This is a genomic window from Vibrio sp. IB15, from assembly GCF_016406055.1.
Classification (GTDB): domain Bacteria; phylum Pseudomonadota; class Gammaproteobacteria; order Enterobacterales; family Vibrionaceae; genus Vibrio; species Vibrio chagasii.
In genome coordinates this window covers 31,752-56,756 of the sequence record NZ_JAEFCE010000031.1, presented here as the reverse complement: position 1 = coordinate 56,756, position 25,005 = coordinate 31,752, and the positions used below count along the sequence as shown (strand labels likewise).

At 43.1% G+C, this 25,005-nt stretch carries 19 protein-coding genes and 1 pseudogene; 13 read left to right on the top strand and 7 right to left on the bottom strand.

The window, feature by feature from the left end; all coding sequences use genetic code 11:
- Nucleotides 1-161: 161 nt before the first annotated feature.
- Nucleotides 162-908 (bottom strand): TetR/AcrR family transcriptional regulator, encoded by a 747-nt coding sequence (locus JC606_RS13040; protein WP_137408007.1) that lies wholly within the window; start codon nucleotides 906-908, stop codon nucleotides 162-164.
- Between the two features lie 150 nt (nucleotides 909-1,058).
- Between JC606_RS13040 and JC606_RS13035 the strand changes: the two genes are divergently transcribed.
- From JC606_RS13035 to JC606_RS13025, 3 genes and pseudogenes are all read left to right on the top strand, one after another.
- Entirely contained in the window at nucleotides 1,059-2,147 is a 1,089-nt protein-coding gene (locus JC606_RS13035; protein WP_198778715.1) for an efflux RND transporter periplasmic adaptor subunit, read from the top strand.
- Nucleotides 2,147-3,195, top strand: a pseudogene (locus JC606_RS13030) (efflux RND transporter periplasmic adaptor subunit). Before JC606_RS13035 ends, JC606_RS13030 begins: the two are co-directional and overlap by 1 nt.
- Nucleotides 3,192-5,780 (top strand): efflux RND transporter permease subunit, encoded by a 2,589-nt coding sequence (locus JC606_RS13025; protein ID WP_198778714.1) that lies wholly within the window; start codon nucleotides 3,192-3,194, stop codon nucleotides 5,778-5,780. Before JC606_RS13030 ends, JC606_RS13025 begins: the two are co-directional and overlap by 4 nt.
- 175 nt (nucleotides 5,781-5,955) lie before the next feature.
- Here JC606_RS13025 and JC606_RS13020 read toward each other — a convergent pair whose 3' ends face one another.
- The gene (locus JC606_RS13020; RefSeq protein WP_198778713.1) at nucleotides 5,956-6,693 is read right to left on the bottom strand and encodes an EAL domain-containing protein; all 738 of its coding nucleotides are present in this window, start codon (nucleotides 6,691-6,693) and stop codon (nucleotides 5,956-5,958) included.
- A 574-nt stretch (nucleotides 6,694-7,267) separates the two neighbouring features.
- A complete protein-coding gene (locus JC606_RS13015; RefSeq protein WP_102424105.1) occupies nucleotides 7,268-7,903 on the bottom strand; it encodes a hypothetical protein in 636 nt (211 codons plus the stop codon).
- Nucleotides 7,904-8,188: 285 nt separating this feature from the next.
- Between JC606_RS13015 and JC606_RS13010 the strand changes: the two genes are divergently transcribed.
- From JC606_RS13010 to JC606_RS13000, 3 genes are all read left to right on the top strand, one after another.
- Nucleotides 8,189-8,434 (top strand): DUF2164 domain-containing protein, encoded by a 246-nt coding sequence (locus JC606_RS13010; RefSeq protein ID WP_032498192.1) that lies wholly within the window; start codon nucleotides 8,189-8,191, stop codon nucleotides 8,432-8,434.
- A gap of 153 nt (nucleotides 8,435-8,587) precedes the next feature.
- A complete protein-coding gene (locus JC606_RS13005; RefSeq protein ID WP_198778712.1) occupies nucleotides 8,588-9,127 on the top strand; it encodes a cytochrome b in 540 nt (179 codons plus the stop codon).
- Nucleotides 9,124-9,693, top strand: a complete 570-nt coding sequence (locus JC606_RS13000) for a YceI family protein (RefSeq protein ID WP_198778711.1) — start codon at nucleotides 9,124-9,126, stop codon at nucleotides 9,691-9,693. The genes JC606_RS13005 and JC606_RS13000 overlap by 4 nt, the downstream gene beginning before the upstream one ends.
- 342 nt (nucleotides 9,694-10,035) lie before the next feature.
- Here the strand turns inward: JC606_RS13000 and focA are convergent, their stop codons facing one another.
- Nucleotides 10,036-11,487: a formate transporter FocA gene (gene focA / locus JC606_RS12995; protein ID WP_198778710.1), complete on the bottom strand. Its 1,452-nt coding sequence runs from the start codon at nucleotides 11,485-11,487 to the stop codon at nucleotides 10,036-10,038.
- Between the two features lie 273 nt (nucleotides 11,488-11,760).
- Between focA and JC606_RS12990 the strand changes: the two genes are divergently transcribed.
- Together JC606_RS12990 and JC606_RS12985 are read left to right on the top strand one after the other, a co-directional pair.
- Nucleotides 11,761-12,666 carry a LysR substrate-binding domain-containing protein gene (locus JC606_RS12990; protein WP_198778709.1) on the top strand — a complete coding sequence of 302 codons (906 nt, stop codon included), beginning with the start codon at nucleotides 11,761-11,763 and terminating at the stop codon, nucleotides 12,664-12,666.
- Nucleotides 12,667-12,870: 204 nt separating this feature from the next.
- Nucleotides 12,871-13,365 carry a DUF1097 domain-containing protein gene (locus tag JC606_RS12985; RefSeq protein ID WP_004738068.1) on the top strand — a complete coding sequence of 165 codons (495 nt, stop codon included), beginning with the start codon at nucleotides 12,871-12,873 and terminating at the stop codon, nucleotides 13,363-13,365.
- A gap of 183 nt (nucleotides 13,366-13,548) precedes the next feature.
- On the opposite strand, the gene JC606_RS12980 is transcribed toward JC606_RS12985, so the two are convergent.
- Nucleotides 13,549-15,243 carry an ATP-dependent endonuclease gene (locus JC606_RS12980; RefSeq protein WP_198778708.1) on the bottom strand — a complete coding sequence of 565 codons (1,695 nt, stop codon included), beginning with the start codon at nucleotides 15,241-15,243 and terminating at the stop codon, nucleotides 13,549-13,551.
- Between the two features lie 238 nt (nucleotides 15,244-15,481).
- On the opposite strand from JC606_RS12980, the gene JC606_RS12975 reads away from it, so the two are divergent.
- From JC606_RS12975 to JC606_RS12955, 5 genes are all read left to right on the top strand, one after another.
- On the top strand, nucleotides 15,482-17,221 hold the full coding sequence (locus tag JC606_RS12975; RefSeq protein ID WP_198778707.1) for a bifunctional metallophosphatase/5'-nucleotidase: 1,740 nt from the start codon (nucleotides 15,482-15,484) through the stop codon (nucleotides 17,219-17,221).
- A gap of 593 nt (nucleotides 17,222-17,814) precedes the next feature.
- Complete coding sequence (locus JC606_RS12970; RefSeq protein ID WP_137407997.1) at nucleotides 17,815-18,816, top strand: TerC/Alx family metal homeostasis membrane protein; 1,002 nt, start codon at nucleotides 17,815-17,817, stop codon at nucleotides 18,814-18,816.
- 313 nt (nucleotides 18,817-19,129) lie between these two features.
- A complete protein-coding gene (locus JC606_RS12965; protein ID WP_004738060.1) occupies nucleotides 19,130-19,318 on the top strand; it encodes a hypothetical protein in 189 nt (62 codons plus the stop codon).
- A 151-nt stretch (nucleotides 19,319-19,469) separates the two neighbouring features.
- Nucleotides 19,470-20,210: a DUF1223 domain-containing protein gene (locus JC606_RS12960; protein ID WP_198778706.1), complete on the top strand. Its 741-nt coding sequence runs from the start codon at nucleotides 19,470-19,472 to the stop codon at nucleotides 20,208-20,210.
- A gap of 190 nt (nucleotides 20,211-20,400) precedes the next feature.
- Nucleotides 20,401-21,690 carry a DEAD/DEAH box helicase gene (locus JC606_RS12955; protein ID WP_137407995.1) on the top strand — a complete coding sequence of 430 codons (1,290 nt, stop codon included), beginning with the start codon at nucleotides 20,401-20,403 and terminating at the stop codon, nucleotides 21,688-21,690.
- An 80-nt stretch (nucleotides 21,691-21,770) separates the two neighbouring features.
- Here JC606_RS12955 and JC606_RS12950 read toward each other — a convergent pair whose 3' ends face one another.
- A complete protein-coding gene (locus JC606_RS12950; RefSeq protein WP_102423169.1) occupies nucleotides 21,771-22,328 on the bottom strand; it encodes a PhnA domain-containing protein in 558 nt (185 codons plus the stop codon).
- A 223-nt stretch (nucleotides 22,329-22,551) separates the two neighbouring features.
- Entirely contained in the window at nucleotides 22,552-24,993 is a 2,442-nt protein-coding gene (locus JC606_RS12945) for a VolA/Pla-1 family phospholipase (RefSeq protein ID WP_198778705.1), read from the bottom strand.
- Nucleotides 24,994-25,005 lie beyond the last annotated feature (12 nt).

Here is a 25,005-nt window from a genome sequence, read left to right as displayed (position 1 = left end):
ATTATCTCTCAGAAGAAGGATCGGTCAACCGATCCTTATCTGATCTACATTGCGCCGATAACCGGGCTTTCTGAACCTTTCCAATAAAAAACGCGCCGTTACATGAATGATCTAACGGCGCGTTTTTGTATCGTTCAAATTATTTTTGCCTGGAATTGATGTCAGTCGTGGTTGTGTTCTGGGTTACATTTCCACTCGCACGGCACTTCATAAATTAATTCTTCTAGAGTGCTCGGTTTAAGTACCCATTCTTCTTCAATAGCAAATTGATTAACCATTTGTTTATTGAACATCTGCCAGTGTTTCATTAGCGCTTCTTCAGCCGTTGCCTCTATATCACCTTCGTTCCAGGTACTTTCCATGAAGGGAGTTAGGCAGACTGCACCGTTCGCGAACATAATCATTTGCCATTTAATTTCATAAATATTGACGGCTTTTTCCGGATTCGCCTTGTTGTATTGGTCTGCAAGCATGTTTATCTCATACTCAAGATCGCCCACATTATCGATAAAGTAGTCAACGAGGTTGTCTTCTTGACGTACAGAATCTGAGAGAAGCTGCATTGGTCTTCGAGAATGAATCATGTTAGTAAACAGACGCATGGCAAACAAATAGATCGAAATATTCGGTGCAACACCTTTTGGTAGTTCCTGCATGATTTTACTGATGTAAGATTGAAAATACACATGTAAACAATCACTTATTGCATGCCAGATCTTTTCTTTACTACCGAAATGGTGGCGAATGAGGCTATGAGATACACCAGCTTTTTCGCTGATATTACGCAACGAAACACGTTCGTAACCAGAGTCACAGAACATCTCTGCAGCCACAGTCATTATTTGAAATCGAGTTTCTTCAGCGTCTTTTGCGCTTCTTCTACCTTGCTTCTTTTCAGTCATCTTCATTTCACACATTTATCCGATTACGACATTCTACACTGTTTTTACTGAAATAAAAAATACTGCACAGGTGGAAAGTAAAACTTGTGAATCTGCAATTTTCCAATATACTGCACACCTGTGTAGTAAATGATAATAATTAAATGGAGACGCAACATGCAATCCGAGGTGTCTATTCACGCCAAAACAAGTAAGCAGGTAGGTGCAGTGGTCGCCGCGCTGTTACTCGCAGGCTCTCTGGCCGGATGTAACAAGGTTCAGTCAGAAGAAAATGTACAGGTTATTAAGCCCGTAAAGTTATTTGAGATCCCCCAACAGACGGATGTTGATCTTGATAGCTTTATCGCAAAGGTCGACGCGACAGATCGTGCTGCGTTGTCATTCCAAGTGGGTGGCGATATCGAAGTTTTCGATGTTCGTATGGGACAAGAAGTTAAGAAAGGCCAAGTTTTAGCCGTGTTAGATGCAACGGATTACCGAATTGCGGTTGATGCTGCACAAGCGAAATTTGACCTTGCGAACAGTCAATACAAACAGGCTTCGGAGTTGTACTCGAAAAAGCTTGTGAGTACCGATTATTACGACCAAGCCCTTAACACTTTTACTGCCGCTGAAGTTGAGTTGGAGCAAGCAAAAACAAACCTTGGCTACACGAAATTAGTTGCTCCTTTCGATGGCGTAGTATCAATGGTATTTGGTAAGCAATATCAGCTAATTGCGGAGAAACAGCCAGTTCTAAACATTTTGAACAGCGGCGAAATGGATGTGACGTTCTCTATCCCAGTTTCAAAACTCGAAGACCGTTCGATTCAAGATCTAACAAGCTCAAACATGTGGGTTGTGATGGATAGCCACCGCGGCATTCGTATCCCAACTCGCTTTAAAGAAATATCAACTCAGCCCGACGAAGATACCAACAGCTACCAAGCGGTTGTGTCCATCGAAAAGCCACAAGATATCAACCTGCTTTCAGGAATGACGGCGCAAGTAGAAGTACAGAAAAACCGATCGGACTACGGTATCGGTATTGTTGATTCTGCTTGGCTCAGTAAAGAGGAAGGCCACGGTGAACTGTGGCGTTACAACCCAGATTCGCAATTGATTTCTAAGGTACAAGTCACTCTGAATAAACAAGGTAATGTGATTGATGGTTTGTCTTCAGGCGACTTAATCGTAGAAGCCGGTGTCGATGTTTTATCTGAAGGACAAAAAGTAAAAGCATGGCTACGTGAGGGGGGTATTTAATGAACCTTTCTAAATTATCAGTGGTTGTTGCATCAGCGTTGTTACTTCAAGCCTGTAATAATGAAATCCAACATCGTGAACAGCCACCTTTGTTGGTGTCAACTTTTGAAGTCGGTGCACCATTGACCGATCAGTATAGAAGCTTTAATGGTCAGGTTATGCCTGCAGAACTCACACCATTGTCATTCAAGCTTGCAGGTGAGATTCAACAAGTGACAGTAGAAGCCGGTGACGTTGTAGAAAAAGGGCAGCTGCTTGCAACGTTGGACAATGCAACCTACATCCAGGAGCTGACAGACGCTAAATCACAGTTTGAACTTGCCAGTAAGCAACTTACTCGCGGTAACGAAATGTTTAGCAGCAAGATGCTATCGCAATCTGAGCACGATCAGCTAACAGCTAACTACAAACTCGCTTCTGCGAACTTGGCATCGGCGGAGCGTAAACTCAGTTACACCAAGCTGCTCGCACCTTTTTCCGGTACCGTTTCTACCGTAGACAAACAACGTTTTGAAAACGCGACACCGGGTGAAACGTTATTAAGCTTGTACCAAAATGACAAAGTGTATGTACGTATACAGGTATCAGATTCGATCTTAGCGTCTATTAGCCCTGACATGCGTTCGAATAGCTATCGTCCGAAGGCGACATTTGGTGGGCACACTGGGGAATATCCGCTGACTTATTTGGAACATACCAGTGAACTGCACCCACAATCTCGCACTTACGAGTTTTGGATGCAGATGCAACAGCCGGAAAGTCAAATTCTGCCAGGAACAAGCGCGACAGTTAATGTCGATATGGCCAAGGCAGGTCTTAGCGATGTTCAAGGTAACCAGTTTCCAATGACAACACTCGAAGCGGGCGCAGAAGCGAACCAGTTTTACGTTTGGAAAATGGCCAAGCATTCAAGAGTGAGTTTGAAGTCGAAAAGGTTAGCGGCCACGGCGCACTCATTGCTCATGGTATCGAACAAGGTTACGTACTCGTAAATTCAAATCTAAGAAAACTCCGTGACGGAATCAAATTGTCAGGAAAAGCAGAATGAACATCGCAGAATATTCAATAAAGAACAAAGTAATTAGCTGGCTGTTTCTAGTCATTTTAGCCATTGGCGGTGTCACTTCTTTTGGTAATCTATCCCGTTTAGAAGACCCAGCTTTTACCATTAAAGATGCCATGATTATTTCAACTTACCCTGGCGCTACGTCAATGGAAGTTGAAGAGGAACTGACGTATCCACTTGAGAAAGAGATACGACAGTTGCCTTATATCGATAAGATCACATCGACCTCATCGAATGGTATGTCTCAAATTATGGTCAGCATGAAGATGGACTACGGTCCCGACGAGCTGCCCCAGATCTGGGATGAAATGCGCCGAAAGATAAACGATCTACAGCCAACTCTACCAAGTGGTGTTAATTCCGTTCAGATCATCGATGATTTTGGTGACGTATTCGGTGTGATGATCATGCTGACCGGTGATGGCTATGACTACGTTGAGCTAAAACAGTACGCCGATTACCTAACGCGTGAAATCGAACTGGTTGACGGTGTCGGTAAAGTAAGTATTGCCGGTGACCAACAGGAACAACTGTTTGTTGAGATGTCACTGGAACGCTTAGCCGCATTGAACCTAGATATGTCGACGGTTACGTCACTGTTAGCACAACAAAACAGTGTAGTATCGGCAGGTGAGGTGATGCTGAATGGTCAAAGCCTAACAATCAAGCCAAACGGCACATTGAGCACGGTTGAAGAGCTAGAAAACCTGATCATTCATGGTCGTGACACGGGCAATCTGATTCGATTGAAAGACGTTGCCGAAGTGACTCGCGGTATTCAAGAAAAACCAGGTAATGTATTAACGTATAACGGTAAGCCTGCGATTAATTTAGGTATAGCGTTTTCTTCAGGTGTAAACGTGGTTGAGATTGGTAAAGCACTCGATGCGGAACTTGATCGCCTAGAAAGCATTAAACCAGCGGGTGTAGAACTGAACTATTTCTACAACCAAGCGCAAGAAGTCGATAAATCAGTGGCTGACTTCTTAATCAGCCTAGTTGAAGCGGTAGCGATCGTTATCATTGTACTGTTGTTTGCGATGGGGTTGCGCAGTGGTTTGATCATCGGTTTAGTTCTTCTGTTGACGGTATTCGGTACTTTTATCTTGATGGACTACAACAACGTGGAATTGCACCGTATCTCACTGGGTGCACTGATAATCGCGTTGGGTATGCTGGTGGACAATGCGATTGTTGTCGTTGAAGGTATTCTGGTTGGCTTGAAGAAGGGTAAGACTAAACTTCAAGCAGCGAAGGACATCGTGTCACAAACACAATGGCCATTATTGGGCGCGACCATTATCGCTATTACAGCCTTCGCACCGATTGGTTTGTCGAAAGACGCGACAGGCGAGTTCATGGGCTCACTGTTTTGGGTGTTGTGTTTCTCATTATTCTTAAGTTGGGTTACGGCACTCACGTTGACTCCGTTCCTTGCAGAAATGATGCTGAAAGAAGAAGACAAGGTCGATGAGAACGAAGATCCATACAAAGGTATTCTGTTTGTTGTATTCGGCGCGTCTCTGAAATTCGCATTGCGCTTCCGATGGTTAACCGTAGTGAGCATGGTTGCTCTGCTGGCCGCATCAATTGTTGGTTCCGGTATGGTGAAGCAACAGTTCTTCCCACCATCAAACACACCAATGTTTTACGTCGACATGTGGATGCCAGAAGGTACCGATGTTCGTGAAACCATCAAGCAAACTGAAAAAGTTGAAAGCTACATTCGCCAACAAGACAATGTAGAGTTTGTTACGACAACGGTTGGGCAGGGCATGCAACGTTTCGCTCTGACATACCAACCAGAGAAAAGCTACGAAGCGTACGCTCAGTTACAAGTAAGAACGACTGACCGTGACACTATTGATGGTGTAGAGCTTCAATGGTCTGAACCACTGATTCAGCGTCGTGATAGAAAACGTACGCTAACGGTATTGGCTGACCATGATGTACTGGGTGATGAAACACCAGCAAGTTTGTTTGCTCGTGTGAAACCTAAGGTTGAAGCATTAGATTTGCCAGAAGGCTACAGCATAAGCTGGGGCGGTGAGTATGAAAGCTCTAAAGATGCACAAAAGTCTCTGTTTGGTTCACTGCCAATGGGCTACTTGTTGATGTTTATCATCACTATGCTTCTGTTCAATTCGGTACGTAAGCCGCTTGTGATTTGGTTTACGGTTCCACTGTCTATCATTGGCGTATCAATTGGTTTGTTAGGTACTAATATGCCATTTAGCTTCACGGCGTTCTTAGGCTTACTTAGCTTAAGCGGCATGATTCTGAAGAACGGTATCGTACTGCTTGACCAGATCAACAGTGAACTTGCGACAGGTAAAGATCCTTACTTAGCGGTTGTAGATAGTGCGATCATTCGTGTACGACCGGTGTCTATGGCAGCACTAACGACTATCTTGGGTATGATTCCCTTGGTATTCGATGCATTTTTCGGCTCGATGGCGATTACCATCATGGCAGGCTTAGGCTTTGCTACAGTACTAACGCTAATAGTAGTACCTGTGATGTTCGCTATCTTATATAGAATCAAACCGTCCACTGCGGGTTATTAGGGATTGATATAAAACAGATTCTTTTAAGCCAGCCCAGTCATTGTTGACTGGGCTTTTTTGTATCTAATTGCTTTGTGAACATGCTCAAGCCAGATCAAACCTGAGTCAAAGACGAGCATGAAGTCGTAATGGGGTTCAATTAGTATTGAGTAGAGCGAAAAAAGGAAGAGGGGAATTACATTGCAAGTTGTAAGTCGAGTTCAATCGATTGTGGCATCGCTAAGTGGTAGCCCTGGAACATATCAAATCCTAATTCCTGCATATGTTCTAGCTGTTGCTGAGTTTCAATACCTTCAATCACCGTTTTCGCGTTGATCGACTCAGCAAGAGAGATAGCAAGCTCCATATCGGACGTATCGCCCTCCTCAAACTTAAGCATGACGGAGCGGTCGACTTTAATGATGTGAGGGGCAATGTGTAACACGCGGCTTTCTGTAGATGCTTGAGTGCCGAAGTCATCGACAGCGATTTGGAAGCCGTTGTCTGCAAGGGAGGTTGCTGCCAATTTGAGCTTTTCTTCACTATCGACGCTTAGTTCAACGAGTTCCATGACGATTTGGTCACAGGATAGGTTTAATTCGTGTAGTCTTTTAGCCAATAAGCTTTCGCTTACTTTTTTTGCGGCAAAGAGTTCGCCTACATTTGGCAGAACATTCAAAAAGAGTTGAAGGTGACGGACAGTCGATTGAGCAAAGTTACGGATATGAATTGCGCGACTCAACCTTTCAACGTTTATTTTATCCGCATTAGAGGTTTCGTCTGAATGAAAGAAGTGATCAGGGCGAACACTTTCGCCATTACTATTAGAGATTCGCACCAAAGCCTCTACACCTATCTGACACATAGAACGGTCAAATATAGGTTGATAGACGCTTCTTAGAGTGAGGTCTTGATATTTAGCAATAAACTGCATATCGGCATCTACTGATATACAGCTAATAAATTCACTTCTGTCTGATAAAATCATATTCGCTAGTAAGGGGGTAATTCATTGACGGACATAAAAGTCACGGCTGTCACAATATTGACAGGTGTAAGTAAATTATCAATTAATGAAAACTTATTTGTCGGGTCAATGTATAAATATATATAATTAACGAAAAATCAGCATGATAATTGATATTAGTCATTAAAGTTACTTATCATTAACTGCAATTATTAGCTTTTATGAATTAATGAGCTGAGTAACATTGTCCATATCATGATGCACCAATTTAAGGCAATACGGGCTATACACAAGAGAAAAGTAGGGTTAAAGGACTAGATTATGGGTGAGTTTCAAAGTTGTAAAATCGAACAGCTTTGATCTTTGCATAGAAATGATATCTACTTCTCAAAATACATTCAAAACACCAAGTTGTTGTTATTTTACCTAAGTTAACTTTTGGATAAATAATGAGCGCATGAAAAATAGATTTTTGTAAAATATTGGGATGAAGGTCTAGAATTTGTATTTTAAGTACAAAGAGAAAAACTGACCGATATTTTTATTGCCACTGAAGTACCGCATAAAGCTGAAGGTACTTGCGGACTAATTGTTGATTACCAGAACGTTTTAAGGGATGGCCGAATTTTATAAAACAAGGGCTAATCCTAAAGTTATTGTTTAGGTCAGCAGCGAATTGAGAATCGCTCTCTCTAAGTGTAATACCTTGCTGGCTGTACTCGTTTATCTCATCAGGCAACTCACCCATCCACCAGTGCAGTAACTCTCCACTATTCTTGCTGCGGCTAATCCAATGGTCAGACACGATAATCAAGAGGTCATTGGGTTGAATTGCAAACCCATATTCCTGTTGCCAGTTATGAATATCTAACATCAATTTTTTACGACAGGTCTTTCCCGCGCTGACCATATGATGGCTGATCACCCAAACGGTCCCAATCTCCGACGAGATTCGAAAGTGTCGAGGGGTATCTCCGGAAGAAAGCATTTCTAAAGGGCTAATGTTACTTGCGTGATTAAAGCTTACGAAGGTGTGCTCCATTCGTCGAGCAAATGCTTTTCCGATGTGATGCTCACTGATCCCTTGGTTATGCACTGTAGGGTAGTGGTGTTCACATAGTTTTAGGCAGTCATCTTGAAATTGATTAACGCTTTTAATCACTAGATCTAATAACAATGAAGTCCCTTATACATAGTTACTATCTTATTGATGGGCAATAGTACGGTAATTGATGTGTCATTACCTATTAGCAAAGTGCGAGTTCTTGATCCCCATATCAAAATTAGCGATTACAAGGCGATTTTATGGATAGCACTGGCACTTCCAGGGTCTGTATTCTAAATTATGAGGAATTCTAATCAGTTAGAAGGATTATGGTTGGTTAACAAAGTTATCGCCAGTTAACTTAATCTTAGTCAGTTAATCACAATTGTTCTAGCTACACTTTATTTGGACATCGTCATGACCATTCAATTAGATTCAAAACAGAAGTCGGAACTTACTCAAACGCTTCAAAAGTACCTCCAAGATGAGCTCGATGTGGAGCTTGGTCAGTTCGACACTGAGTTTCTGGTCGACTTCATCAGTAAAAAGTTTGGTGCCGTTTACTACAACAAGGGGATAGAAGACGCTCAAAAGGTGATGGAACGTAAGATGTTAGACATTTCTGATGAGCTTTACGAGATTGAGCAAATCGTTGAAATTTAATATTAAGCCTAAACTTGTTCAAAAATTTTGAATAACTCGTTTAATTTGAAATGATGTTACCAATGTAAAGCTTGGTAAATACTATGTTACACAAACTGAGTGTAGGGTACGCTTTGCAAAACTACACCAATCGTTAACATTCGGAATAGATGTATGGACAACAACGTTAGAAATTACAACCCTTTAGCAAGAGCGATGCATTGGATTTCAGCGCTAACAATTTTTGGTTTATTTGGTGTTGGCCTATGGATGGTTGACCTCTCATATTACAGCGAGTGGTACAAAACTGCACCAGACTATCATCGTTCGGTAGGCATTCTTTTGGCCGCTGTAACTGTAGCTCGCTTGGTTTGGAAGTTAGTTACCGCGTCACCGAACGTAGAGGGTAAAGCCTATGAAGTTGTAGCTGCAAAAATTGCGCACGGCTTCATGTACGTTAACTTAGCGGTTTTATTTATTTCAGGTTATTTGATTTCTACATCAGATGGTCGTGGGATCAACGTTTTCAATTGGTTCACTGTTCCTAGTATGGGTGAACTTTTTGCAAACCAATCTGATCTTGCAGGAACGGTTCACTACTATGCTGCCTGGGTACTGATCATAATGGCATCAGTACACGCCTTAGCAGCGATAAAACACCACGTTATCGACAAAGACGATACGCTACGAAAAATGATAGGAGCTTCAAAATGAAAAAGTCAATTATCGCTACAGGATTAGCATTCGCTATGGCAATGCCTTTCGCTGCTAATGCTGCTGATTACGTGATTGATACAAAAGGTGCGCACGCCTCTGTAAACTTTAAAGTTAGCCACCTGGGTTACAGCTTTATCCAAGGTCGTTTTAACACATTTTCTGGAGACTTCTCGTATGACGCAAACAACGTTGAAGCATCAAAAGTAAACGTGATCGTTGATACAAGGAGCCTTGACTCTAACCACGCTGAGCGTGATAAGCACATTCGTAGCTCTGATTTCATTGATGTTGGTAAGTTCTCTGACGCGACATTTAACAGTACCAAAGTGGTCGATAAAGGTGACGGCAAACTTGAAGTAATGGGCGACCTTAAACTTCACGGTGTAACTAAGCCTATCGTTATCGAAGCTGAGTTCATTGGTGCTGGTCAAGACCCGTGGGGCGGTGAGCGTGCTGGTTTCGTTGGTACAACACGTCTAGAACTTGCTGATTTCAACATTCCAGTAATGGGCGCTTCAAGCTACGTAGACATGGATCTACACGTTGAAGGTGTCAAAAAGTAATCAAGTGATTACTGGTCGCTTGTAGGTATCGTCTTTTAATTAATATCAAATTCACTAGATACCTAAACACGACAGTTAGCAATAGAGAAAGGCGCAAAGTATTCACTTTGCGCCTTTTTATTATGGTAAATGGTAACGCGGTTAGATCTGTTTTGTGTCAAACCTTTAGTCGCGCTTTAAGCCACCATTTACTTTTAGCCAGTCAATGTTGCCATGACTGATTTTCGAGGAGAACAACTAATCCCTAATTGCTTCCCTTGTTCTAGTTAGCTAGTAAAACAGTCGTTAGCTATACGCTTCCTAGTTAAACCGTCGCATGTTAAAGCACTGTGGGTTAGCCAGTTAAGCCGTTTCTAGTTCCGCTTTTGGAACCACGTTTAGGCGGTCACCGTAGATTGGGCGAAGTGCTAGCATCACCTCAGTTCTAGTAAGAACACCTACCATCACACCGTTTTCCAACACTGGAAGCATATGTGGTTGGCTTACTTTCATCGCTTTCGCACGCTCTTCTAAAGAAAGTGAAGTCAGGCGAGTTGCGAAGCCTATGCTAGTAGTCGGATACAGTTGCTCTTTGTCAATACATAGGAACTCAGCCACATCAACTAGCTTGTCGTTTGCATCGATTGCCACAACGTCGCGGCTCATTAGGTCTACGACTTTCTGGCCTTTAGTTGGGATGTAATCTTGGCACCAAAGGTCAACCATTACGTCATGAACAGAGAAGATACCAACCAGACGACCTTCAACATCGCAAACAGGAGCGCTAACAAGTTGAGCGTCTAATAGTGAATCAATTGCCACTGATGTAGGCATTTCTACGCTTAGTGTAATTGGTTGAGTGTTCATGATTTGCTTGATAGTCGTTGCTGTGTTCATAGTAATTTCCTTAACTGACGTAATTTCTGTTGTTTGTGTAATTGCAGTAATTTTTGCTGCTTTAAGTTGTGGGCGACGGTAGATGCTCCAATTGGCTAAGCCGACCAATACCGAACCACCTACAATGTTTCCGATTGTCACAGGCACCAAGTTTGCGGTGACAAATTTCATGATGTTTAGGTCTGCGTACTGGGCTGGTGTTGCGCCAATTTGCATCCAAAAGCTTTCTGGTGCGAATGTTTGAATCGTGATGCCTAGTGGAACCATGAACATATTCGCCACGCAGTGTTCAAAGCCTGAACTAACGAACATCGCTACAGGTAATACGGTCATCATCGCTTTGGTCATGGCATTAGCAGAGCTGAACGTTAACCAAATGGCTAAACACACCAATAAGTTACAAAGCACACCCAAAGCAAAAGCTTGAACAGGGCTGTGGTGTAGCTTGTGTTGAGCAATATTCAGAGCATTTAAACCCCATTGCCCGCCATCCAACTGATAAAGACCTGCTGCGCTTACTAGAGCCAAAAGGAACATGGCGCCGATAAAGTTACCGACATAGACCTTGCCCCAAATAGACAGCATCTTAGTGAAGGTAATCTGCTTGTTAGCCCATGAGATGCTTGATAACACTGAGCTGGTAAACAGCTCGCCACCGCAAATCACAATCAGGATTAAACCCATACTGAATGCAAGACCGCCGGCTAAGCGACTCAACCCCCATCCAGCGTCTGCGCTGCCTGTGGTTACCGTGATGTAGAATAAAAAAGCAAGCCCGATGAATGCGCCAGCCATGATCGCTAAACTTAAAGTCATGCTGCTGGTTTTATTTGCTTTGCTTAATGCAAACTTTTCTGCTTCCGCCATCATTTCTGTTGGTGAGAACAGTTGATGATTTTCAGAAGTGCTGGTTGCCATATCCCCCCCTTGAACAATCCGTCATATGTAATTCCTAGTGTTAATGACTTGCTTAATCCGTAACGGTTAAGCAGTAATGTTTTGCAGGGCTCGTTGCGTCCTGCCATTCCAGATTAGGGGGGTGGTCGATAGAGGTAAAATTGATAATTTTTAAGAACCACATCAAATTTATTGATATAGCTTGGGTTACGCGTAGAATGAAATTGGTTGCTCATCGGCTTAACAAAAACAGAGCAATAGGACACAAATAATTAAAAGCATTAAGGATGAATTTTGCGTTATTCATTAAAGCAACTCGCGGTATTTGATGCAGTGGCAGATTCCGGGAGCGTTAGTATTGCAGCAGACAAGTTGGCGTTGACTCAATCTGCGACAAGTATGTCTCTAGCACAGTTGGAAAAAATGCTTGGTAGGCCTTTGTTTGAAAGGCAGGGCAAGCAAATGGCGCTTACTCACTGGGGTATGTGGCTGAGACCAAAAGCGAAGCGTTTACTGCAAGATGCTCAGCAAATTGAAATGGGATTTTACGAGCAGCACTTATTGAGTGGAGAGCTCAAATTAGGTGCGAGTCAAACGCCTGCAGAGCACCTCGTTCCAGACCTCATCAGTATTATTGATAATGACTTTCCAGAGATGCGAATCTCACTCGGCGTACAAAGTACCGATGCCGTTATCGATGGGGTGTTAGATTACAAATATGACCTCGGTGTTATCGAAGGGCGCTGCGATGACAGTCGAGTTCATCAAGAAGTGTGGTGTACCGACCATTTAACGGTTGTGGCTGCGGCTCATCATCCATTTGCGAAGCGTGAACGTGTCAGCTTGGCACAGTTAGAACAAGCAAAGTGGGTGTTGCGTGAACACGGCTCTGGTACTCGCAAAGTTTTTGATAGCTCTATTCATCATTTAATTGGTGATCTCGATGTTTGGCGAGAGTATGAACACGTTCCCGTTTTAAGAAGTCTGGTAGCAAACGGTCCATATTTAACGTGCTTACCTTATCTCGATGTCGAGCAGTTTGTTGAATCTGGTCAATTGGTTACTTTAAATGTGCCCGAGCTCGAAATGGAACGTACGCTTTCATTCATTTGGCGTGCAGACATGGCAGAAAACCCGCTTGCTGAGTGTATCAAGCGAGAGGGTAAGCGTATGATGAAAGGCAAACGGTCGGTCCTGTAATCTTGATTTGATAAAATACCAATAACTAAATATGTTGAATAAGCGATTTCGGTCTCTATATGGTGATAAATGCACATTCGCGTACATAATTAATGTGATCACGATCGTCCAAAAGAAGGCGTTCTTACCATAGTATGCTTACTTGATTTTAAGTGAGGCTAAAACCGGTTGCGTTCAATAACGTAATTAGGCTTTAGAAATAGTATGAGTACATTAGTCGCGATTTCATTAACAACAGGTATTTTGTCAGGTCTTTGGGGATGGATAGCTATCTCTTTTGGCTTATTGTCATGGGCGGGTTTCTTAGGTTGCACCAGTTACTTTGCTTCGCCAACCGGTGGTGTTAAAGGGTTAGCGGGTAGCTTATTAACCAACATGACAGGCGTATTCTGGGCAATGGTAATCATCGAAAGCTCAACCTTCGCTGGGTTAGAGATTCTTGGCTATGTAATTACTGCTATTGTAGCTTTCTTTATGTGTATTCAAGCAAAACAAGCGTGGCTAGGTTATATCCCTGGAACCTTTATTGGTTGCTGTGCGACGTTTGCTGCAGGTGGTGACTGGCAATTAGTTGTGCCTTCTTTACTACTTGGCGGCGTGTTTGGATACTTAATGAAAGCAACGGGCTTGTGGCTTCACGCAAAATCAACTCAATCTTCGGAAGTGGTTGAACAACACGCTAAGCAAGCAAAAGCCTAACGAATAGGTTAAGCAATGATGCTCTAGTTACTGTGAACTCTTGCAAGATAACCCCCAATTAATTTGTATATCAATTTATACAGGCACACCATTTGGTGTGCCTTTTTTGTTTTTGGCGGCTATGAGGACTCAATAAGCTTTTTCGCAGAAGGACTAATACCGTCTATCAGAAAAGCTAAAGGATTAGGTGTTTCCGTTTGCCATAGTGATCACTCGTTTCAACGTCCACCTCAACAGCAGTGGGATACATTCTTGGCCGCGATCTTCACAATGAGAAACAATCGCCAAAGCGAGGTCAGGTTTTGCATGTTTCTTCAATACTTTAGCCACGACTTTTTTCGGTGGAATAGGGTGGTCATAAGGGATCTTAACCATGTCCCTGAAAAAGCTTTCAAACCCATTCATATACAAATAATGTTCGATGTCTTTATCAGGTAGCTCGGTTAAGCGATGTCGCTCTTGGTCGTTACCGAGCTTAGAGTGAACGGTTGCCGCGTACTTTTTACCTGCAGCATCACCATCAGTAACCACATGCCAATCAATACCAAACTCTTGTGCGACTTTTATTAGCGCTTTTAGTCCAGACTGAGCAAACTCTATGATTTGTACACCTTCGGCTGCAAGGTTATATCCGCATTGGTTGGCCAATTCGTTAAACAGCCAAACCTCTGTTTCCCCTTCGACTAACAACCAACATCGAGCGAACAGTGCACCTGAGCGATGGAATCGAATATGAAAACCAATTCTCCTTAGTTCATCTTTACTAAAGTGATTCATGTTCAATTGATTGGCGATGGTTTTGTCTGATTGACGAACCAAACGGCGAATCGATTGCAATGGAACTGCGGCAAGTAACTCACCACTGTTGGTCGTGAGGATTTTCTGCATTGGCAACTTTTGCATCAGGCTCCAAGCTCTTGCTAAGTGAGTAGGGTGCAATCGACCTTCGGGATCTTCGAGGATCAAAAGTGGGCGTGCACAACGCCTCAATTCGTTTGGCCCTTTGGCTTGGAGATAAGCGTTTAATAAACCCATGAACAACAGGCGTGTTTGTTTATTATTAGTTTCTTCTACAAGTTGATGGATACTCTGGTCGTTAGCACCAGCAGAATAGAGCAATCCATCCCTCTGTTTTCTTGGGTTGCGGCGAGAATTACTTTTGAAAGAAAAGTAGTGTTCAACCAAGCTTTGCATGGACTGTAAGCTACTGCGCATCTCACCTTTGTTTACATGACCAGGGATAGCCATTAAACGACGGCAAGTGTTATCAATTCGTTTTTCGATTCTGGCTTGGCGCGCGTTCCCATTATTGCCATTACCATTATTGCCATTGTTTGAATTTCCGTTTCCGTTTGGCGTGACCGACTTAGCGTTGAAAGGGCGATCAAAATGCCTTGCATCGCGTAAGCGAATGACTGGATGCAAGGTCATCAATTCTTGTGCGAGCTTTTCTGAATGGTGCAGTTTGAGAGGATTACCATCTAACCCTAAGAATGCATAGTGGGTAGTGGTCTCGTATTGCTCCAACGTCGCGCTGATTCGGTAATAAATGCGATAAACACCAAATTCGTCTTGGACCCAGATGGGCTTGAGCTTGCGGTAACGGCCTGCATTCAATTCGCTCTTGTCGTTGGCTTTAAGCGACAGGACTATTTGGAGGTGTTGAGACTGCGGGTGTGAAACTGAGTAATCGACATGAAAATCGGTCATTTCAAAGTGGTATGGCACGCCGTCTGAAGGAAGAACGACGGAAAGGGCATCTAGTAATGAAGACTTACCCCAAGTATTTTCACCAATAAGCGTGGTTAGCTCGTCAAACGCCAATGACATGCGCTTGATACCTCGAAAGCCAGAAATCTCGATTCTTTCTAGTTGCATAGGCTTACTCCTAACGGAAGGCTCTGCTAATTGTCTGAAAGCTAACAGATATCTTTAATCATAATCGAAAAATAGATAATCGGTATGCTCGTCTGTCACAAAACCCACTCTTTATTTATACGCCGCAAAATGAGGTTTTTGATCTATATCGAGTATTTTTTTGCAGTGCAGTTTCATAAAATTCACGATTCTGTCATGATTCCCGACCTAGTATGAAGGGACAAAGAGAGAAGAAAATATGACTAAAAAGAATAAGCCGACAAAGATTGTGTTAGCACACATCAACGACACCCACTCATACTTTGAACCAACGTCATTACAGCTATCACTTAAAATGAACAACCACATCATTGAACCTTATGTCAGTGCCGGTGGTTTCGCTCGAATTGCAACACGCTTTAAACAGATTCAACAAGACGCTCAGCGACAAAAGGTTGGAACCCTTTTTCTTCATGCCGGGGACTGCTTTCAAGGCACTTTGTACTTCTCACTCTTCAAAGGTAAAGCCAACGCCGATCTACTCAATGCGCTGAATATAGACGCAATGACCCTTGGCAACCACGAGTTGGACATGGGTAATGAACCTGTGGCTATGTTCGCAAAGAAGATCCAATTTCCACTCCTAGCTGGTAACTGGAATTTGTCGAATGAGGATATCAATAAAACTCATACTTTAGCGGACAACGAAATTGTTAAGCCTTACTTAACTGAAACACGAAGTGCTTCTTTTATAACGAAGGTGTTCGATGGCGAAAAAGTCGCTATTTTCGGCTTAAGCATCGATAAGATGGCCAGCATTGCAAACCCTGATATCGATACACCATTTGAAAATGCCCTAGAAACAGCGAAAGCAACCATAGAGCAAATTCACAAAGCAGGTATCAATAAAATTGTATTACTCAGTCACCTTGGTTACGAAGCCGATTTAGAGCTCGCGGCAAATGTCTCTGGCATTGGAGTGATCGTTGGCGGTCATAGCCACCGCTTGCAAGGTGATTTCTCAGATATTGGCTTGGTAAAAGACGATGACTATGGCGTGAAAGTGGGTGATACCTATGTCGTGCAAGCTGGCTTCAACGCAATGAGCCTCGGCCATTGCGAAATAGAGTTTGATTCACAGGGTAAAGTGATTCAGTTCAAAGGTAAAAATGAATTACTGTTAGGGCGTAGACTATTTATAGATGCTAAGTTGAGTGAGGTTGGGCAGGACGATGCTCATGATATGGCGTGTGAGTATCTTAATAATCACCCGAACATCTCGGTATGTAAGAAAGATCCTGAGCTACAAAGCATCCTTACGTATAAGTATCAGCCTAGGGTCCGTAAACTGCAGCAACAAGTAATTGCTCATGCAGACACAAAGCTGCGCCATGTTCGAATCCCTGACGAAAACGGACCAAGCCAACTTGCACCACTCGTCGCACAATCATTCCACTATTTAATGAACAAAAAAGGTCATCAGGTAGACTTCGCCATCCATAACTCTGGTGGGGTAAGAAACTCACTTAATAGTGGTGATGTGTCCGTTGCCGATATTGCCGGAAAGCTACTACCGTTTGCCGTACCTATTGGAATGTATGAGGTAAGAGGCGAGACCATTGCCGCTATGCTAGAAGGTGCCATTAATAATGCGTTGGATAACGGCGTAGTGGGGACAGGATCTGGTAGCTTTCCTTATACCCATAACTTGAGGTTTTGTTACCACAAAGAAGCGCCAATCGGGCATCGTATCCATCACTTGGAAATTCATTCAGAAGAGTCAGGTTGGCAGCCAGTTTCCCGTGAACGTGTTTACCGAGGTACATCTTCGGCTTACACAATGAAAGGAAAAGAGGGTTACAACGCTGTACTGGGTATGATCGGTGACGGTATCGTAACGACTTACTCGATGGCCGACTGTTTTATTGCGTTCTTACAAGACAATCCAGAGTCACTAAAATATAAAGAGCCACTAAATTGCATGGAGTGTTTTAGGTAAACATTCGCAAAATGAACCATTTATAAAATTGGCACTGTTTATGCTTAGTTTCTAGGGCAAGTTCCTGTGGAGGCAAAGCATGAATAGGAAAGATTGGTTGGATGCAGCCGCTGTTGTTGGCTGGGTTTCTGTTTGGTCTGCATTGGTATATCTCGTTCCAATGGCGGGCATATAGCATACCTAGGCTCAGCATCTTAACGAGGCTCAATAACTGAACGAATGGTATTTAACGTGTTGTTAGCAGGCTTCAGAGCAAGCTATCGCCATGAGTGGTATTGTCGGAATCAATACGAGTCTCTTATTGACAGACGGGCGCAAATAAAAAAGGAGCGCTTTGCTCCTTTTTTATTAATTCCTGAAAATTTATCTAGACGAAACAAAGTTTGCGGAATATTATCCACGCGTTTGGGGAGTAGTTAGCGCAAGTTTACGTATCGTCATCTCGTTAGGCCAAGTGTCTATCCGGTGCGTAAAGGTGAAATCCCATATTTCACTTCAACGAGACCAACGCAATCACAATCAAGATCCGTCGTGGAGCTTGATATGTTTTGTTTGCGGAAGGTCTTTGAACAGTTCTTCCGCCCGGAGGAATAATGAACTCAACTCAATCTCTATTATCTACCAATAGTGAATCCTTTTTTTCATCGCCAATCATGACGACGTATGCGGGATTTTTCCTGCTGACGGTTATTCTCGTCTCTATTGATATCTATCAGACTCGCGGTGGTAACGTCACAATCAGAAAAGCGGCGATCTGGAGTGTTTTTTGGTTTTTGCTAGCATTCTTGTTTGCAGGTTCTATCTACCTGTTTTGGGATGTGTACGCACCAAATAGTGATTACACCGCGCAAAAGGCGACAGTGTCATTCATCACGGGTTATTTGCTAGAGAAATCATTGAGCGTAGACAACCTGTTTGTATTCGCGATGATCTTTGCTCAATACCAGGTTCCTGAACATCTAAGACCTCGTGCGCTTCTTTGGGGTGTTATTGGCGCATTGGTGTTACGTGCAATCATGATCGCGTTAGGCGCGCAATTACTCGCTGAATACCACTGGGTGCTTTATGTGTTTGCTGCGTTTCTGATTGGTACAGGTATCAAACTAGCATTAGACAAGGGCGAAGAGGAGAGTGTGAATACACTACCTGAAAAGCTACTTCGCAAAATTATGCCAGTGACAGAAGATTTCCATGGCCCGGCATTGATGATCAAACAAGGTGCAAAATGGGTGCTTACACCAATGATGTTGGTGATAGGTGCGATAGCGGTTATGGACGTAATGTTCGCTTTGGACTCTATCCCAGCGATCTTCGCGGTAACACAAGAACCATTCTTGGTACTTGCAGCTAACGTGTTTGCATTGCTTGGCTTACGTTCTTTGTACTTTGTACTGCAAGGAATGATGGACAAGTTCATCTACTTGAAGCCTGCACTTTCATTCATCATGGTGTTCATTGGTGTGAAAATGCTATTGGTTGATAGCGAGTGGGCTATCCCGACATACTGGTCTTTAGCGGTATTGGTTTCTACCATGACGATTGCGGTTATAGCGTCGATTTATGCAAAGAAGCCAGCTATTGGACAAGTAAATTAAAACAAATATAACTTATCGAAAACTCGATAACTAACACGTGGTCAATGAAGCAAGAAATTTATTTATGTAAATTTTATGTGACATTGACCACTTTTGTTTGTGGTCTTTTTAGACTAAATGCATGATTTAAGCATTATAATGAATTATTACTCACCGTTACTGAATGGGTATTTTGGGGGGCTTGTTAATGGTTTGTTTCATTAGAAAAACTAATCTTAAAATCTAAATTTAGTCATTTTTTAACCTGCAAAAGATCACTTATTATTCTTGTCATCAGAACGAAAAATACAAACAAATTTATAGAGAGGCAATCATGGCTCAAGCAGTACAAATGAATACTATCGCTGTTCTTAACTCTATGGATAAGAAGACCTACTCGGTTAACTTCAAAGGATTGATTGCACACATTTTTGATATTCTTTTCGTAGACAACTCTCCACGTAGTTACTACGCAAGCGACCTATCTGGTCACATGCAGCGCGATATCGGTATTAACCGTTAATCTAAGCGTAAACGCATAGAATAAAAGAAATAAAGAATTTAAAAACGCCAGCTCCTCAAGCTGGCGTTTTTGTATCTAAATAACTTGGTTTCTGAAAGAAAGAGTTATGTGCCGCGGTCTTTAGATAAGTAGCTTCTATAAGGATCACGGTATGTCACACGCCAAATACAACTCACGATTGATTAAACTCTGCTTATTTGCCTTACCGATCGGCTTTTACTCTACAGTGTCGGCAGCGCAAACTTGGAGCCACGAAGGGCAACCAGCACAGGTTATTGAACTGTTCACGTCAGAAGGTTGTTCTAGTTGTCCTCCCGCAGATGCGTATCTAAGTACATTTGAAGACGACCCAGCACTTTGGACACAAGTTATTCCTCTCGCGTATCACGTCGACTATTGGGATTACTTAGGGTGGGGAGATAAATTCGCGAGTACGGCCTTTAGTCAGAAACAACGACTATACAAAGCATACGGGGTGACAAGTGGGGTCTATACGCCGGGTTTTGTTGTTGACGGTAAGGAGTGGCGTGGCTACTTTAACTGGCTCGACCGCACATTGCCTTCACTCCCACAACAAAATAATCCCAAGCTGATGGTAAATCATAAAGGCGAGACGTTCAGCGTGACTTACGAAGGTAAAGGTGACTATGTGGCTCATATCGCTCTATTGGCCATGAATGAAGTCACGAGTGTTAAAGCTGGTGAAAACAGAGGTAAGAAGTTAGAGCATGATTTTGTCGTAGTTTACGATGGTTACCGGCGTGGTGAATCGAAATGGCAATTTAATGTGGATTTCACGCCGTTAGTCGCCAAACCCGATGCCATTGCAGTGTGGCTAACAGAGCTCAACTCGTATGCACCTGAACAAACGGTAGCAGGGTGGTTAAACTAGGTCTGCGTAAAGCAAATCTACGGCAAACAACCTATGGAGACGATAAAGTTGGTCGCGCTGTCGTTCTTCATAGAGTGTGAATTGGTTTTATTTGCCGTAACTGCTGAGAAAGAGGCGATTTAGTTACGTAATAGCGCTGAAGTACGTTAATATAGCGCGCTATTATTTTAGCTTTGAGTTCCTGCAATTAATGACTAACACCACGACACCAACCAACTTCTCTGATCTTGGCTTAATTTCTCCACTGATGGCTCGCCTGAGTGAGCTTGAATATCAACAGCCAACACCCATCCAAGCGCAAGTTATTCCTAGTGTGTTAGCAGGACGCGATTTAATTGCAGGCGCGAATACTGGCTCTGGTAAAACCGCTGCATTTGCACTTCCTCTGTTACAACAGATCCACGAAGGCGCACCTTTAGACCGTCGTTCGGGCAAAGGTAACTTCGTTTCTGGTCTTATCTTAGTTCCTACTCGTGAACTGGCGAAGCAAGTTGCTGACAGCGTTAAGTCTTACGCTGTTCACTTTAACGGCGCGATTAAGACCGTTTGTGTATTTGGTGGTGTGTCGGTGAACACGCAGATGCAAGCGTTACGCGGTGGTACGGATATCTTAGTGGCGACGCCAGGCCGTCTGCTTGACCTAATCTCAAGCAACGCCATCAAGCTTGATAAAGTGAAAACACTAGTGCTTGATGAAGCCGACCGTATGTTAAGCCTTGGTTTTACAGAAGAACTAGGCGCTGTCTTGAAGCTATTGCCAAACAAGAAGCAAACTCTGTTGTTCTCTGCAACTTTCCCGGAGCAAGTTCAAGCTCTAACTGAAGAGCTACTTAATGCCCCTCTAGAAGTTCAACTGCAAAGCGCGAACGCAAGTACACTGGTTCAGCGTGTATTCGAAGTAGAGAAAGGTCGTAAAACCGCTCTATTAGCGCATTTAATCAAGCAACACGAATGGCGCCAAGCTCTGATCTTCGTGAATGCAAAGAACAGCTGTGAACACCTAGCAGACAAGCTTTATAAGCGCGGTATTATTGCAGAAGTCTTTCACGGCGATAAAGGGCAGGGTTCTCGTACTCGTATCCTAGAAGATTTCAAATCTGGCGAGATCGACGTTTTGATCGCGACAGACATCGCAGCACGTGGTCTGGATATCGAAAAACTTCCAGTTGTTATCAACTTTGATTTACCGCGTAGCCCATCAGATTACATGCACCGTATTGGCCGAAGTGGTCGTGCCGGTGAGGTTGGCTTAGCGCTATCTCTGATCGATCACGAAGACTACCATCATTTCAAAATCATCGAGAAGAAGAACAAGATTCGTCTTGAGCGTGAGCAAATCGAAGGCTTTGAAGTCGATGTAGAAGCGGTAGCTGAACTGATTGCAGCGCTTAAACCTGTTGCGCCGCCTGCTGGCACAGGCAAGAAGAAAAAGAAGAAGAAAGCGGCACAAAACCAAGATGTGTGGCTGAAAAACAACTAAATTGAAAACATTTAGATAGTAGATACAAAAAAGGCGCTCAATCGAGCGCCTTTTATTTTTCTATCAGACTTAATCCGAGATTACTTCTTACGACAGAACTCAGCGATCACGTACATTGATTGACCGCCGTTAGTTTTACCAGAAACAAGTTTAGGGTCGTCACCAACGCTGATACCGCGGATAACAGTACCTTGTTTAATTACTTGATTAGTGCCTTTAACTGGAAGGTCTTTGATTACTGTTACGTCGTCACCTTTTTTAAGTTCAACGCCGTTGCAATCAAGAGGCTTGTCATCAGCAGACATGCCAATTTGTGCCCATACTGATGTTTCTTCTTCCATGTACATCATATCTAGCGCGTCTTGAGCCCAGCTCTCTGAGTTAAGACGAGTTAGTTGGCGCCATGCTGTTACTTGAACAGGAGCTTCTTGGCTCCACATGCTGTCTGTTAGGCAGCGCCAGTGGTTAATATCTTTTGGCTCGTCAATCTCACCAAGACATTTGTCACATACCATGATGCCGTGATCCACTGTTACGTGGCTGTGTGGCGGTACTGCGTATGCAGTAAGAGAAGAATCAGAACCACATAGTTCACATTTAGATTGGCAGCGTTCTAGCATAGTAGCTTCAGAAGACATAATGGACTCACATTTATTAGGTATTAATTTACGGGGCTATTATCCACTTTATTTACAATAAATAAAGGGGTCGTACGGTATTCTGTCTTGATTAATTTTAGCCGAGATCAACCATTTGTGTTTTAAAGTGTTATGCAAACGGTTAACTAGGGAAAGTTGGTTGGCTATAGATATAAAAATGCCAGCGGTTAGGCTGGCATTTAATTAAACAGAAAGATAAGTATTATTCTAAAACAGAGCCCGCATTAGACACAGCACTCAATTTATTGTTTACCAAGAAATCTTTGGCTTGTGCTTGCATTTCTGCATGGTGAGCAGAATCTAAAGGTAATGGCGTAGTTTCATCTTGAGGGATAACAAAAGTACTGTGAGCTGCAACGCTATTAAACTTCACAAATTCGTTCGTCCCGGTGCTGCTAGGTGCCGCACTGCTCGAATCAATAATAGTTAGGTTTAGCTTTGTTGCTAATGGCGTTGTACCAGCAAAAGGTGCATTTGAAACAGTATTTGGCACTGTTTGGTCGTCTTGTACTTGGCCCATATAAATAGGCATCTGAGTAGAAGCTGCTAGCAAGTAATCAGCATTAGTGTACGGATCGACAGTGTCTAATACAGTTTGTGCAGCATAAGCGAACTGTTGAAATGCTGCGGTCATTGTTGCTTTTTGTGCCGCAGTTGCATTACTTTCAAACGTGTTGTAACAAACTTGATCTGTTAAACCCGTACAGTTTGCGCTAGCGAAACTTGCGTATTCGGTAGAAGCACCTAAGGCCACGTTATGCTTAACTTGTGGACCAAAGAAAGGTGAACCCAACAAAAGATTAGATATTTGTCCGCCAGAGTTTTCAATAGCTGCAGCACTGAAGCTATATAAAGCATCGGCCGTCGCGCTACCTAACGTACGGTTAGATGATGCAACTGCAGTTGTTCCAACAATGCCCCCCAACGAATGACCAAGAAACTTAACTTGTGAGCCTGTCGCGATGTTAAACCCATTTAAAGGTGAACTAGCAAGTAAACCAGCTTGCCAAGACGCAGTTAAAGAAGCTCTTAAGCCCATTACGTCGAGTGCACTTTGACGAACGTTGTCGCGAGCTACCGGAAGGTTAGCAAGGTTCAAGTAAGCCAACACATTGGCATTTGCTGAACGAGTGTCGTCCAAACTACGCGTACCGTGGATCGGTAAGTCAATTGCTAGAACTGCGGTATTATCGTCCACTAAGTTATAAGCAAAGGCGTAAGCATTCTCTTTAGCCGAAGTGATACCGTGCTGATAGATGATGACATTTTTCGGTGTTGCCCCATTCTTAGTAAATAATAAAAATTCTACAGTTTCTAATGATTTAACTTGTGGAACCGGAGAGTATTTGGTGATTACTCTTTCACTATCAAGCTTCGAGCCATCAGCAAGTGTTAAATCTAAACCGATCAACTTAAGTTGCTCGGTTTGGCTGGTCGCTAATACACTTGTATCAATTCCAACAGAAACCAATTGAGCTGCCATATTGGCCTGTTCAGTACTATCGCTCAAAGCGTTTGAAACTTTAGCTAGGCTTGGCATCGCTGATTCGAATGGTTGAGTGTTCCAGTCAGCTGTTCCTTTTTCCAGATAGTAGGGTAATTGAACAAAGCCTTCACTAACATCTACATTTACTCCAGTAGAAGCATACAGTGTATTAATTGCACCTTTTGCTTTGGCGATCTCAGTGGCATCACCACCGCCGATGTACTTGTCAAAGTCAGCATCATCAGAGAGCGCCTGGGTAAAGCCTTTTGTGAGCGAAAACTGCATGGCATAAGCCGTCGATAAATCTACACCGTCGGACTTTGCACTTCCTTTCCAAACATCATTAAGCCCCGTACCGCCTAATCCTGTTGCCGTAGCACCTTTAGTAGCAAATAGCGTGTCTCCAACAGACTCAGTAGTAAACCAAGTTGAATAAATGATGTTCTCTGTATCTAGGTTAATTGCACCTGCTGCTGTCGCGCCAGCGAAGATCTTCTCAACCCCTTGAGTGACTTGTTGAGCTTGAGCAAGGCTACCTTCGGTATAAATCACTGCACTCGATTTTAGTGCAGCGTAACTTGCTGACATACCAACAGGATCACCATTCACATCCGTAAGTTCGTTTGACAGAGCCAACACATACTCACTGGAGGCATCAAGTGAATTATCAAATTTGATCGTGAACGTGTCAGTTGCAGAACTAGAATCGACCTCAAAATCAATACCTAGCGTCAATACCTTTGTAACACTTGGTGTGGTCTCTGATGTAAGTGAACCACTAAGTTTTAAAAGATAAACGCCACCAGTCGCAGCACCATCCGCTAATCCAGCACCTTCAAAATCCATGATGATCGGCATAGAGGTCGACCAACCATCCATGGTATTCATTGCAGCAATAGGGTTAGTCAATGAGTCATCACCGCTAGTCGGCAGACCCAGTGTGCCGTCTGTCGTATCCATTAACGCAAAGCTTGGAAGAGGAACTGCGACATCTGCACCTGTTAACTGAAACTTGATGCTAGTCGCTTGAGCAAGTGAATCTTGAATATATTGCTCATATTGAATTGCGGTTGATGCGCCAGAGCTTGATGAGTCGTCACCACAACCAGCAAGAAACATTGCAGAAGCAAGCAGCGAAACATTAAATAACTTTTTCATGTTTGTAATTCC

Coding starts and splice junctions, on each gene's coding strand:
- JC606_RS13040 (WP_137408007.1), bottom strand. CDS start 908: ATGAAGATGACTGAAAAGAAGCAAGGTAGAAGAAGCGCAAAAGACGCT.
- JC606_RS13035 (WP_198778715.1), top strand. CDS start 1,059: ATGCAATCCGAGGTGTCTATTCACGCCAAAACAAGTAAGCAGGTAGGT.
- JC606_RS13025 (WP_198778714.1), top strand. CDS start 3,192: ATGAACATCGCAGAATATTCAATAAAGAACAAAGTAATTAGCTGGCTG.
- JC606_RS13020 (WP_198778713.1), bottom strand. CDS start 6,693: ATGCAGTTTATTGCTAAATATCAAGACCTCACTCTAAGAAGCGTCTAT.
- JC606_RS13010 (WP_032498192.1), top strand. CDS start 8,189: ATGACCATTCAATTAGATTCAAAACAGAAGTCGGAACTTACTCAAACG.
- JC606_RS13005 (WP_198778712.1), top strand. CDS start 8,588: ATGGACAACAACGTTAGAAATTACAACCCTTTAGCAAGAGCGATGCAT.
- JC606_RS13000 (WP_198778711.1), top strand. CDS start 9,124: ATGAAAAAGTCAATTATCGCTACAGGATTAGCATTCGCTATGGCAATG.
- focA (WP_198778710.1), bottom strand. CDS start 11,487: ATGGCAACCAGCACTTCTGAAAATCATCAACTGTTCTCACCAACAGAA.
- JC606_RS12985 (WP_004738068.1), top strand. CDS start 12,871: ATGAGTACATTAGTCGCGATTTCATTAACAACAGGTATTTTGTCAGGT.
- JC606_RS12980 (WP_198778708.1), bottom strand. CDS start 15,243: ATGCAACTAGAAAGAATCGAGATTTCTGGCTTTCGAGGTATCAAGCGC.
- JC606_RS12975 (WP_198778707.1), top strand. CDS start 15,482: ATGACTAAAAAGAATAAGCCGACAAAGATTGTGTTAGCACACATCAAC.
- JC606_RS12970 (WP_137407997.1), top strand. CDS start 17,815: ATGAACTCAACTCAATCTCTATTATCTACCAATAGTGAATCCTTTTTT.
- JC606_RS12965 (WP_004738060.1), top strand. CDS start 19,130: ATGGCTCAAGCAGTACAAATGAATACTATCGCTGTTCTTAACTCTATG.
- JC606_RS12960 (WP_198778706.1), top strand. CDS start 19,470: ATGTCACACGCCAAATACAACTCACGATTGATTAAACTCTGCTTATTT.
- JC606_RS12955 (WP_137407995.1), top strand. CDS start 20,401: ATGACTAACACCACGACACCAACCAACTTCTCTGATCTTGGCTTAATT.
- JC606_RS12950 (WP_102423169.1), bottom strand. CDS start 22,328: ATGTCTTCTGAAGCTACTATGCTAGAACGCTGCCAATCTAAATGTGAA.
- JC606_RS12945 (WP_198778705.1), bottom strand. CDS start 24,993: ATGAAAAAGTTATTTAATGTTTCGCTGCTTGCTTCTGCAATGTTTCTT.